8 protein-coding genes are annotated in these 12,158 nt (G+C 59.6%); 4 read left to right on the plus strand and 4 right to left on the minus strand.

All coding sequences use genetic code 11. The features are described 5' to 3' along the window. Positions 1 to 15: 15 nt before the first annotated feature. Positions 16 to 576, minus strand: coding sequence for a fimbrial protein (locus AO240_RS15160; RefSeq protein ID WP_099237154.1), 561 nt, complete (start codon positions 574 to 576; stop codon positions 16 to 18). 53 nt (positions 577 to 629) lie between these two features. Next, positions 630 to 1,145, minus strand: coding sequence for a fimbrial protein (locus AO240_RS15165; RefSeq protein WP_099237155.1), 516 nt, complete (start codon positions 1,143 to 1,145; stop codon positions 630 to 632). Positions 1,146 to 1,639: 494 nt separating this feature from the next. On the opposite strand from AO240_RS15165, the gene AO240_RS15170 reads away from it, so the two are divergent. The 3 genes from AO240_RS15170 to AO240_RS15180 all read left to right on the plus strand — a co-directional run bounded on the left by AO240_RS15170 (position 1,640) and on the right by AO240_RS15180 (position 8,734). Next, positions 1,640 to 2,161: a PadR family transcriptional regulator gene (locus AO240_RS15170; RefSeq protein WP_099237156.1), complete on the plus strand. Its 522-nt coding sequence runs from the start codon at positions 1,640 to 1,642 to the stop codon at positions 2,159 to 2,161. Beyond that, positions 2,158 to 2,925: a siderophore-interacting protein gene (locus AO240_RS15175; RefSeq protein WP_099237157.1), complete on the plus strand. Its 768-nt coding sequence runs from the start codon at positions 2,158 to 2,160 to the stop codon at positions 2,923 to 2,925. The genes AO240_RS15170 and AO240_RS15175 overlap by 4 nt, the downstream gene beginning before the upstream one ends. Positions 2,926 to 3,619: 694 nt before the next feature. Further along, complete coding sequence (locus AO240_RS15180; RefSeq protein ID WP_099237158.1) at positions 3,620 to 8,734, plus strand: dermonecrotic toxin domain-containing protein; 5,115 nt, start codon at positions 3,620 to 3,622, stop codon at positions 8,732 to 8,734. A gap of 54 nt (positions 8,735 to 8,788) precedes the next feature. Here the strand turns inward: AO240_RS15180 and AO240_RS15185 are convergent, their stop codons facing one another. Both AO240_RS15185 and AO240_RS15190 read right to left on the minus strand, forming a co-directional pair. Further along, positions 8,789 to 9,412 carry a Pr6Pr family membrane protein gene (locus AO240_RS15185; RefSeq protein ID WP_099237159.1) on the minus strand — a complete coding sequence of 208 codons (624 nt, stop codon included), beginning with the start codon at positions 9,410 to 9,412 and terminating at the stop codon, positions 8,789 to 8,791. Positions 9,413 to 9,416: 4 nt separating this feature from the next. Further along, positions 9,417 to 9,650 carry a VF530 family DNA-binding protein gene (locus tag AO240_RS15190; protein ID WP_048720273.1) on the minus strand — a complete coding sequence of 78 codons (234 nt, stop codon included), beginning with the start codon at positions 9,648 to 9,650 and terminating at the stop codon, positions 9,417 to 9,419. Positions 9,651 to 9,864: 214 nt separating this feature from the next. Here AO240_RS15190 and AO240_RS15195 point away from each other — a divergent pair, with 214 nt between their 5' ends. After that, entirely contained in the window at positions 9,865 to 11,883 is a 2,019-nt protein-coding gene (locus AO240_RS15195) for a TonB-dependent receptor (protein WP_099237160.1), read from the plus strand. The last annotated feature ends 275 nt before the right edge of the window (positions 11,884 to 12,158 follow it).

Genomic DNA, 12,158 nt, shown 5'->3' on the forward strand with positions numbered 1-12,158 from the left:
GCAACCCATCACTGTTCAAAAGTATTCCAACTTGAACCGCACTGCGGCACTGTGCGGCCCAACCATCATCGGCAGGCCGTTGCCGACCAAACGAAGCGTGTAGTGCAGTGTCATGTCGCCCTCGGCCAACGGGCGCAGCGCCATTGGCTCACCCGGAACGCTCTCCTCACCCGCCGAATCGACGATGTGCAGGGCAACCCCCTGCGAGCCGCCAAACAGCGCAAAGGAGCGCCCGCCTCTATCGCTGGGGCCGTCAAACGTCACGCGTAGATGCTGCCAGTCCGGCAGGTTCACATCGGGGCGCGACGGGTCGGGGCGCGTTAAAGTGCAATTGACCAGACGCAACTGGAACGGCTGCGTGATTCCGCGCGCATGCCGCAAAAGCCGGCCGATGGGTTCGGGGGGCATCTCAATGGTTTGATCGACCGTGGCCGCTTCCAGCCCGCAGGCGGAGTCAATAACCTCCCCTCCCAGCGTGACGGTGCCTTCGCCCTGGGCCGGCGCTTGCGCGAAAACCCAAGGGTTGATGAGCAGCGTCAATGAAGAGGCGACAGCCAGACTTATGATTGTTTTCACCTGTATCTCCCGCCAGCTTCCCCCCCGCCGCACTGAGGCGGCGGGGGGAAAACTCACTGATACGCCAAGGTGAAATTGGTGACCGCGCTGAAATCACCCGGCGTGACATCACCCGTGGCAACGGGCGCGCCTTTCACGTAAGCACCGAACTCCAGCGTGTTATCACCGACGGCGATGGCCTGCGGGGTCGTTGCGACACCCAGCTCAATCAGTTTGCTGCCATGCGTCATCATGATGCCCACATTGCCCGCGCTGCCGACGGTGCCGATGGCGCCCGTCACAACGCTGGACGGCGCACCGGTGAAGGTGGTGGTCACGGTGTTGTCAGCGAGGCCGGTCAAATCGCAGCCTTCAAGTTCTATCAGCACACGCCGGGCTTCAGACTGGCCACCGTTTTGCAGTTGATGTTTTGCGATGGCGCCCAGTTGAATGGTCTGATCGACAGAGTCAGGCTTGATAGAGCAAGCACCCGAGTGCACCGAGCCCTTAAACGTAACTGTCCCATCCGCCGCATTCGCGACAGAAACCGAACCGATCAACAGCCCGACAGACAACAGCGCAACGTTCATTTTAGTTTTCATTCGCTAGTACTCGCACATTGATAAATGTCATAAAAACCCTGCAGCCGTAGTGCGCAGGATTTATCAAGCAAGCGATGAGCGGGGTGTCGCTGAAGTTATTTTTCCAACTATTTGTATTGCACATCAGCAACCCGTTCAACGCCAGGCAAGTGTCTAGTTCATTGTTGAAGAAGTAAGCCGTCTGTTTCGCTTAATTGCGTAGCCTTGTCACACCAAGACACATAGGAAAATTATGGCACTTTGCCAAAACTTTAAAACTGGCTGTAAGAGATAGACTACATTCGGTTTAATGCGAATAATTCAACACTCACCGCGTCTGTAAGAAGAGGACTACCGGCGCTCATAAGTAACAGTGTTTATTGGGTTGAATCAACTAACGATTTAAACAGGGCCGCCGCGGCGCGCGACCGTCCGTCAGGAGCGCTTGCGTAAGCCTTAAGATATATCTTACGTTATATCTAGCACACACAGAGGCTCCCACCATGCGAGACCACCCTCACCAACGCGACGGTTTTGACCCGCGCGCCGGCCGCGGTCGCGGCCCCCGGGTATTTGCACCCGGCGATTTGAAACTGCTGCTGCCAGCCTTGATCGCCGAACAGGCATGCCACGGCTATGACCTGATTCGCCGCATCGAAAGCCTGTTCGACGGCGCCTACAGCCCCAGCCCCGGCGTGATCTACCCCACGCTGACCTTCCTGGAAGAGAGCGATTTGATCCAGGGCGACGCCGACGGCGGAAAAAAACGCTACACAATCACCGATGCCGGTCGTCTGTTCTTAAGCGAACAAGTGGTTGCCCTGAACGGCGTGCGCATGCGCATCGATGTCAGCAAGCGCTCGCTGCGCGGCCAGGACCGCCCGCCAGAGATTCATGAGGCGGTGCACAACGTGCGCCATGCCTTGCATTCGCACCACGGGCGCTGGAGCCCGGAAGAAATCGTACGTGTCGCGGCGCTGCTCAACGGCACCGCTCAAGCCATTGCCGACGGGAAAGACCAATGAATACGCAGGCTATCCACCGCGTTACCCACGAAATCAAACGTCGCCGCCTGCAGGTGCTGCGCGTAGTCGACCTCACCCCGCGCATGCGCCGCATCACCCTGGGCGGGCCTGAGCTGGCGGGGTTTGTCAGCCTGGGCAGCGACGACCACATCAAGCTGCTGTTCGCGCAGAACGCCGCCGAACAGGCTGCGCTGGAAAGCCCGACTTTCAGCATCAAGGGCGACGGCCCGCAACCGGCGATGCGTGACTACACGCCACGGCGCTTCGACCTGAGCCTCGGTGAGCTGGACATCGACTTTGTGTTGCACGGCGATGGCCCTGCCTCCACCTGGGCCGAGCAGGCGCAAGTCGGCCAGCACCTGCACATCGGCGGGCCGCGCGGTTCGATGATCGTGCCGGATATTTTCGACAGCTACTGGCTGATCGGCGATGAAACCGCCCTGCCCGCCATCGCCCGCCGCCTGGAAGAATTACCCACGGGCCGCAAGGTGCTGGCGGTGATTGAAATTGCGAATGCAGCGGAACAGCAGGTGCTGCAGAGTGCAGCGGATGTGCAGGTGATTTGGGTGATACGCGGGCAGGACGACCTGGTCGAGACTGTACGCCAACTGACGCCGCCGGATGGTTCGCTGTATACCTTTGTGGCCACCGAGACCAAGCTGTCGCGCCAGGTGCGGCGCGTGTTGCTGGACACGCATCAGGTTAATGAAGCGTTTCTCAAGGCCGTGGGTTACTGGCGCGCACAGGGCAGCGAAGAGGAGTAAGCCGAGCGCAAATCTACGCTGGGGGGATACCGATAACCTGCGGCCTTTAGTTGGGCGCAACTGCATTATTTGGGTGATGGCTTATATCGGTTTTGCTTTTACAGCGAGTCACGTTTGGAAAGACCCAATCGCCCACGCTGAATGCGGTCCAATGTGGGAGATTCCATGGCTGAAAAAGCCGGACGCAGAGCCTACGCAGCGGCATTACCACGCAGAGCGTGGGAACGATCATCCAAGCAGGCGGCCCGAAAGCCGACCCAATCCCCCAAGCAAAATGCATTCAAACTGTGGGAGGGGGCTTGCTCCCGATAGCGGTGGGTCAGTCAATTCATGTATCAACTGTAAAACTGCTATCGGGAGCAAGCCCCCTCCCACAAAAAGCAAAAAAAGCGGATCTGCTGTGTATGCAAAACCCGCACTTGATCTGCTTCTGATCTGCTTCAACCACTCAGGTCGGCTTTCAGGCCGCCGTGCTTTTGCTTTTGATCTGCTCTTGATCTGAGAAGCGCCCCGTTAAACCACGATGGCCGCACGCAACCCACCTGCCAGTGCTGTAACCGGCTATTTTTCAGTCCCGAAAAACCCGCTTGAACCCCAACTTTTACCCGCCCATACACCCGAATTTCGCGCTTTTAATCGCACCGCTCATGCACATAATCAAAGGCTCGAATTTCACTTGTAAGGTCCACCGAGCATGTCCACGCGTGCGTTACCCTCCACCATTCCGGTCGCCGACAATGTCGGCATTCACTACCCCTTCATCAAACAAAAAATACCCACCTGGTTAAGCGAAACCACCCTGCCGCGCATCACTGCACTGACCTCGTCCCAGCGCCAGCCGCCAACTGGCGATGAGCACACCGGCAACCCAACGCAGCGCGCAGCCCTGGCGCAAGCGATCGGCGCGCACTGGGCCGCGCAAAACACGATCGATCAAAAACTCGCGCACTTGAACGACATCGGCGCGTTCGCCGAGCCACTGCTGAAAAACGCACTGATGGCGTATGGCGACATCGATGTAAAGCAGACCTTTATCCGCCTCTACACGTCCACCGGCGCGATAAAACCCGCGCTGAAAAGCCGTACCCTCTCCCTGCTCAACGCCGCCCTGCACAACTTCGCGGCGTCAGAAACATTCGAAGACTTCGCGTTTCTGTCCACTGCCGACGAGCGTGGGCAGCAAGCGCTATTGACGCTCACCCACAAGGCAACCCGGCAGGCACTCACCGCCACTGGCTTCAAGCACCTTTGTAGAGCCCTGGACATTGGCGCCCGCTACCAACAGCACATTCGCACCACACTGGATTTGGGCAAGGCTGCGGAGTCCGAGGCGCTGCGCGGCCAGTTGATGACCCAGCATAAAGCTGCCCTCAACAGCGCCGCTCACTTGGCGTTGGCGAATAAACACATTGCGCCGGACGCCTACGCACTGGTGCAGGCGCTGTTGCGCGGCGAGTCACGGTTGCAGTTGGACGGCCGCGACGTGCAGTTTCATACCCTCGACCTGCTGGCGACCAGGCTCACCGGGGTGCTGGTGATCGGCCCGCGCGATTTGACCCCGTTCGGCATCGAACGCGTCATCGTGTACATCCCCGAAGACCCGCACCATCCACTCAAGGAGTACCGCACCTTTTCGGCCTTCGGCAACGAGTTCGCGCAACGCCTGCGCGGCCAGCCGGCGCTGGCCGACACGTTCCCCATGGGCTACCCACAGTTCATCAGCCAGTTCATTGCCCATCAACAACGCGGCAGCTTCTTCGCCGTGCTCAAGCAACGCTTGTATGAATGGCAGCGCGACCCCAAACCCGCCGTGGAAGGCCCGGTGTGGACAGAAGAAGCGATTGGCCGCCCCAACCTGCAATGGCAACTGCAAGCCGTGCAAGACGATACGCAAAACCGCGCGTGCACCGAGAGGTGTGACGACATCTGGCAATACGTGTACAGCGTCAAATTGAACAAGGTCATCAATGATGCCAATGAAGTCGCTGTCTCCACCGCGTACGCCGACCGCATGGCGCGCGAGGCCTGGTGGGACAACCTGGAAAAAATCGCCTCGGATATTTTCAATCTGGCGCTGTTGGTGGTCACCCCGTTCATCCCGTTTTTGGGCGAACTGATGCTCGCCTACACCGCCTATCAGCTGGCCGACGACGTCTTCGAAGGCCTTTTCGATTGGGCACAAGGCCAACGTATCGAGGCCACCGAACACCTGTTGTCGGCGGTGCAGAACGTTGTGCAGGGCTTGATATTCGAGCGCGCCGGGAAAATTCTGGAGGTTGCACGGGTAAAACTTTCGCCGTTTGTAGACGGCCTGAAACCGGTGCTGCTGGCCAATGGCGAAAGCCGCCTGTGGAACCCGGACACCACGCCTTATCAGCACAAGAACTTGAGCTTGCCGGCTGACATCATCCCTGACGAAGCAGGCCGCCACGCCTATAAGGGCAAACAGATCGTGCGGGTCGATGATCAGCATTATCAGGTGCGGCAAGACCCGATCACCGATGACCATCACCTCGTCCACCCGGTGCGCCCGGACGCCTACCGCCCACTGGCCAGGCTCAACGGCAGCGGCACCTGTGTACTGGAAAACGAAGCGCCACGCGGCTGGAGCGATGCCCAGTTGCTAAGGCGCCTGGGGCCACAGACCCAGGGCTTGAGTGACGGCGAGCTGGAACAGGTACGCGCCATCAGCGGGGTCGATCACGCTGCCGTGCGCCACATGTACGTCAATAACGAACCGACCCCGCCGCTGTTGACCGACACCTTGAAACGCTTCACCAGTGCCAAACGTTTCACCGCCACTGTGGCTAACCTGCGCAGCGGCGAGCCGCTCGACCCTTCAGCCTATTGGTTCGAACAAATGGTCAGCGAACTCAAGGGCTGGCCGAAGAACAAAGCCCTGCATGTCTATCAGCGTTCCGACTACATCGGCATGGCTCATCAGTACGGCGACCCGGCAGCTCAGGGAAGCAACGTGTTGACGCTCAGCACCGCTGAGGTAATGGCCGGCAAGCTCCCGGAAAAGGTCCTGGCCTTTCTCGATCAAGCGCAAACAGACACGTTGCTGGGCGAAACGCTGCCTCCCGAACAGCAGTTGCAGGCGCTGCGCGAACAACTGGCCAGCTACGTTGAACGCAACACTGAATCGGTGATCCAGAATATTTACTGGCCAATGGAGGTATCAACCGACCCCGATGTGCAGTTGCTGCGCACGCAGTACCCCGAGTTGCCGCTGAGTATTGCCCGGCAACTGCTGCGCCATACCCGCAGGCGTCAGCTTAAGGTGATGCAGGAGGAGCATCGCTTGGCGCTGGACACCAAGAACCAACTGCACGAGCTGAATTTTGAGGTTGCCTCTACGCGCCTGTTCGAGCAGTTGCAACAACGCCAACCGTTATCGCCAAAGGCCGAAAGCCTGATACTCAACACCTTGCTGTTTTACAGCGATGCCATGGCAGGCCTGCGCCTGGAAGTGCGTGAAGGGAGTGTGTTCGAGACCATTCGCAGCGCGACCGGAGTGTCTTACGCGCCGGTGGCGCGGGTGCTGGTACGCGACCAAAAAGGACGCTACCGGGTCTTCGATCTCAGCGGCAAAAAACTCCACGGGCCAGCGGATTTTTACACGGCGACTCAGCGCAGCCTGGTCTCACCCGCACCGTTTGCCGACGGTGAAAGCCTCAGGCGCTGGGTGCTCGAAAAAACCCTTGAGCCTGCGATACGCCGCCAGGTGCTGGCCGACCCGCCGTTTGCCAAAGAGGCCAGCCGCGAGACCCTCACCCTGCTCAAGGGTGGTGGCACCAGCCGATTAAGTGCCGCCCAGGCACCTGAAAGTGGCCTCGAAAGCTTGCTGCGACGGATCAAAACCGTGTTGCCCAACCTGTCCGAGAAGGGCGTAAAACACTTCGCCAACGCATCGAACGTTGGTGAGGGGAGAAAGGTGCTGGAGGCCATCGAAGCAGAAAGCAAAGAGGTTATCGAAGCGCTGCGAGCTTACATACAGGCGGGCACACAATGGCCTTCAGGCAGTCGCAGCGAGTTACTCACAAAAAGAAACAGAAAAAGTTATGGCGACAAACTGCTGGAAGCCTGGCGCGAAGGTTATGCACGCGAGGTTGAGCCTCAAGGCGCCTCGGGCAGGGAGGTGGTGCTGGACCTGTCCGAGCTGCCAAAACCGGACTCGCTTCCCACACTGCCGGCGTTAAAGCACGTGACCCATTTGTACATGGGCGAGTGTGAGTTCTCTTCGGACAGAGCAAGCTTCCTCGAACACTTTCCCAACCTGCAAACGCTGAACCTGCAAGGGAACCTGCTGGAAACACTGCCGGCGCCTGTCGCACAGATGCGTTTACTGGAGGAGTTGAACCTGGGCACCAACCGCATCGTGCTGGATGCGCAAGCGGTCAGTCAGTTGCGCAAGATGTCGCGCCTGCGCCGGCTCAACCTTGCCGACAACCCGCTGGGCGCCGCGCCGGACATCAGCCTGATGCCCGACCTGAACGTACTGCAGTTGGGCAACACCAAAATCGAGGAATGGCCCATCGGCCTGTTCGCCCAGCCACGCAGCGAATCCTTCATTCTGGAGCTGCACGGCAACCCAATCACCACGCTCCCCAGCGCCGCAGTGGGCTCTGAAGAAGCGCTGGTGATCGCGCTGACACGCCTGGACCGCACCCGCCTGAGCGTCGACTACCAAGACCTCTTCGAATCCTATCGTGAATCTGTCGGCCTCGACCCCCAACGCACCTACGAGGCGTTGGGAGACAGCGAGTTCTGGCTGGAGGGCTTGGGCGCAGAAGCCGCCGCGGTCTATCAAACCGAATGGGACGACCTGGAAAGCGAGCCTGGCTCGCAGGGTTTTTTCGAGGTAATCAAGGCGCTGGAACCGCCGGAATTCTTTCAAGACTCTGACGATGAGGCCGTTTATGAACGCAATATTCCCCACCTGCGTTCACAGGTCGCAAAGATGCTGTCGACCGCGCTGAGAGACACCGAACTTCGCGAGAAACTGTTCAAGATGTCCAACTTTCCCGGCCTGTGCCCGGATGCGGGCAGGCAGATTTTCAACGAAATGGGCATCGAAGTAGAGGCAACCCGCGCCAAACGCTTCAGCAAAACCCCGGCCGAGCAAGAAGTTAACCTGCGCAAACTGGCCAGGGGCGCCGCGCGCCTCAAACTGCTGAACAACGTTGCGCGCGCCGACATCGCTTACCGACTCAAACCCATTGAAAACGGTGGGCTGGGCCTGCGTTTTACCTCGCAGGTGGTCGACGGCCAGCCTGGCACCGTCGATGAAGTTGAGGTTTACCTGGCTTACCAGACGCGCCTGGCACGACGGCTCGACCTGCCCTGGATCAGTGAGCAGATGCTTTACCGCCAGACGGCCAATGTGCAAGAAAGCGCTATCAACCAGGCGTATGCCGCCGTGATGGCGTTGAGCGAAGGTGATGGGCTGGTAGACCAGATGCTGCTCGAACCCTATTGGGAAGAATTTCTGGTGAAACAGTACGCCGCTGAATACAACTACAACCAGAGCGAAATCAACCTGCAGTTCGAACGCCTTGATCAACTGCACGACGAAATGCAGCACTACACTGAATCCGCAGACCTCGACGAGGCGGAGCAGGCGAAAAAACGCGAGTCACTCACGGTCCTCGCCCGCCAGTTGAACCTGCTACCGGAGCAAGTAACCATGGGCCAGCCACTGAGCGACGCGTTGTACAGCCAGGTGCTGAATGACCTGGGGAACCAGCGCAAACAGTGGCTGCGAGAAAAAACCCACGAGTCTTTGAGCGCGCTTGACACGGAGTGACCCAACCGGCCTTGCAACCCCTGTAGCGCTCGCTACAGGGGTTGCGCCCAGAGGTTACGCCGCGTGTTTGAGGCGTCGATCCAGCGCCAGCACCACACATGCAATCAGTACGAACCCCGCCAGAATACCCGCGGCGTTCACAAACACTTGTGGGTAGCCGAGGGAGTCGACGTTAATAAACGGGTACTGATATTGCCCCAGCAAATGCCCGCGCAGCAGCACATAGGCGAAGTACACCACTGGGTAAACCACCCAGGCGGCAATGTGTTTGAGGCGCAAAAAACCCTTGGGCACATACCGCCACCAGTACACGGCAAACAGCACCGGCATCACGTCGTGCAGCAATTCGTCGGCGATAAACTGAAAGCCTGTAGGGCTCCATAAATGCCGCAGCAGCAGGTTGTAGGCCAGGCTCACCACGATGATGCTGGCGGCAATTGCGCTACTGACCGGGGGCGCCAAAAAAAACCGCTTGGCGCTTGAATCCCGATTCACCAGCGCATAGCTCAACACCACCACTACCAGGGTGTTGGTGAGCACGGTGAAAAAGCTGAAAAAGTTGATCAACCCGCCGAGCAGGCTGGCGTCCGTTTGCCAGCGTGAATAAAAAATCAGGTATTGCTGAATCGCCAATCCCACCCAACCAGCCAACGCCGCAACCGCGACAAAGCGCTTCACGGGTTCAGTCCAACGGACGCTTGGTACGCATCAGCTTCACGTACAACCCTTCGACTTTTTCGCGCGCCCACGGGGTTTTGCGCAGGAAAGTCAGGCTCGACTTGATGCTCGGGTCGCTTTTAAAACAGCGCACATCAATGCGCTCGGCCAGACCTGCCCATTCGTAGTGCTCAACCAGGGTGGTGAGCACGTGCTGCAGGGTCACACCGTGCAGCGGGTCGTTGCTTGTCGCGGTCATGCCGGGCCTTTTGCAATAAGAGGAAATACAGCCGCGCACCTTAGCCGACGGGGCGCACAGGTGGAAGCACTGCATTGAATATAGCCCTTGGGAAAAAGTTCCTCTTTTCAGTCAAAAAAGAGATGTTATATTGTAACGATACTTTTCAAAAGTAACCGATTCAATCGCGTTTCAGCCTTCTCTTTTTTGTGCCGTTTTGCCAAGGAATGTCCCGATGTATCTCTCTTCTCTGTGGCGTCTGACCCCTCTCGCCGCCGCCTTGCTGATCTGCTCCGAAGCGCATGCCCTTGAGCTGCAACCCCAAGTCATCACCGCCAACCCGTTGGGCAGCGAACAACTCGCCTCGCCGACCACCGTGCTGGACGGCGATGAACTGACCCTGCAACAAAAAGGCAGCCTGGGCGAAACCCTGAACAAGCAGCCGGGTGTGTCGTCTTCGTACTTCGGCCCAGGCGCCAGCCGGCCGATTATTCGCGGGCAGGATGGCGACCGCATTCGCATCCTGCGTAACGGCGTGGGCGCGCTGGATGCATCATCGCTGTCCTACGACCACGCGGTGCCACTGGACCCGGTGAATGTCGAGAAAATTGAAATCGTGCGCGGCCCGGCCGCCCTGTTGTACGGCGGCAGCGCCATCGGCGGCGTGGTCAACACTTTCGATAACCGCATCCCCACCGAAGCCATCGAAGGCATCCATGGGGCCGGTGAATTGCGCTACGGCGGCGCCGACACAACCCGCAGCAGCGCGGGCAAGCTGGAGGCTGGCAACGGCACGTTCGCCTTGCACCTGGACGCGAATGCGCGGGAGTTTAATGACCTTAAAATCCCCGGCCAGGCACGCAGCCGCCATGCACCAGAGACCGACGACGCACCCGGCAAAAACGGCCGCTTGGGCAACAGCGACGGCCGCCAGGACGGCGGCGCGGTGGGCGCTTCGTATACGTGGGATGACGGTTACGCCGGGCTGTCCTACAGCAACTACGACAGCAACTACGGCTCGCCCGCCGAGCAGGATGTGCGTATTCGCATGCAGCAGGATCACTACGCGTTTGCGTCCGAGATCCGCAACCTGCAAGGCCCGTTTACCTCGGTAAAACTCGACGCGGGTTACACCGATTACGAACACCGCGAGATCGAAGGCGGCGAAACCGGGACGATCTTCAAAAACAAGGGTTATGAAGCACGGGTAGAAGCCCGCCACCAGCCGATTGGCCCGCTCGACGGCGTGGTCGGCGCACAAGTGACGCGCAACGAGTTCTCGGCGCTTGGCGAAGAAGCCTTCGTGCCGCAGACCGACACCAATGCCGGCGCGCTGTTTATTCTCGAAGAGATGCAGGCCACCGAGCGCCTGAAACTCAGCCTCGGCGGGCGCCTGGAACACACCAGCGTCGACCCGGACGCCAAGGGCAACGCGCGCTTCGCGGCGGCCGATAAAACCAACGATTTCACCGCCGGCAGCCTGTCGTCCGGCGCGGTGTACACGCTCACGCCGGTTTGGTCGCTGGCCGCGACCTTGGGCTACACCGAGCGCGCGCCGACGTTTTACGAGCTGTACGCCAACGGTGCGCACGTCGCCACCGGCACTTACGAGCTGGGCGATGCCAACCTGAAGAAAGAAAAAGCCGTGTCCAGCGACCTTGCGCTGCGTTTCGACAATGGCACCCACAAGGGCAGTTTTGGCGTGTTCTACAGCCGCTTCTCCAACTACATCGGCTTGTTGGGCACGGGGCGCACCTTGAACGATGAAGGTGAAGAGGACGCGAGCGGTATCCCTGAGTACACCTATTCCGGCGTGCGTGCGCGGTTCGCCGGCTTCGAAGCGCAGGATCACTGGAAACTCGGTGAGGGCGCCTACGGCAAGTTCGCGCTGGAACTGTCGGGCGACTACACCCGCGCCACCAACCTGGACACCGGCGAAGCCTTGCCGCGCATTGCACCGCTGCGCTTGAACAGCGGCTTGCTGTGGGAACTCGACCGCTGGCAGGCGCGCATCGACGTCGAGCATGCCGCTGGCCAGGGCCGTGTGCCGGACAACGAAAGTGGCACCGACGGCTACACCACCCTTGGCGCGAGCGCGGGCTACCACTTCAACCTCGGTGGCAGCCAATGGCTGGCGTTTGTGAACGGCGAAAACCTGACCAACCAGACCGTGCGTTATGCCAGCTCGATCCTGCGCGACATCGCCCCCGCACCGGGGCGCAGCGTGCAGTTTGGTGTGCGCACTACGTTCTAGGGGCTTGCGCCCGTTGTGGCGAGCGGGCACTTGTGGCGAGCGGGCTTGCTCGCGTTGGGGTGCGAAGCGCCCCCAGAAGCCTCACCACCATTTACCAGATGAGGTGCGGCCCCAAGTTTTGGGGCCGCTTCGCAGCCCAACGCGAGCAAGCCCGCTCGCCACACAAGCCCGCTCGCCACAAGAGCCGCACTGCCAGCACAAAGCCACTACCCAAAAACGCCCTTCTCACGCCCCTTTCAGCAGCGACATTCTGTCACTGTTACCAAATCTGAAAT

Origin of the sequence: Pseudomonas sp. ICMP 460 (genome assembly GCF_002723595.1) — a bacterium.
Lineage (GTDB): Bacteria > Pseudomonadota > Gammaproteobacteria > Pseudomonadales > Pseudomonadaceae > Aquipseudomonas > Aquipseudomonas kitaguniensis.

Bases quoted from the DNA above. Each gene is read 5' to 3' on its own strand.
- AO240_RS15165 (WP_099237155.1), bottom strand. From the start codon at position 1,145: ATGAACGTTGCGCTGTTGTCTGTCGGGCTGTTGATCGGTTCGGTTTCT.
- AO240_RS15170 (WP_099237156.1), top strand. From the start codon at position 1,640: ATGCGAGACCACCCTCACCAACGCGACGGTTTTGACCCGCGCGCCGGC.
- AO240_RS15175 (WP_099237157.1), top strand. From the start codon at position 2,158: ATGAATACGCAGGCTATCCACCGCGTTACCCACGAAATCAAACGTCGC.
- AO240_RS15180 (WP_099237158.1), top strand. From the start codon at position 3,620: ATGTCCACGCGTGCGTTACCCTCCACCATTCCGGTCGCCGACAATGTC.
- AO240_RS15190 (WP_048720273.1), bottom strand. From the start codon at position 9,650: ATGACCGCGACAAGCAACGACCCGCTGCACGGTGTGACCCTGCAGCAC.
- AO240_RS15195 (WP_099237160.1), top strand. From the start codon at position 9,865: ATGTATCTCTCTTCTCTGTGGCGTCTGACCCCTCTCGCCGCCGCCTTG.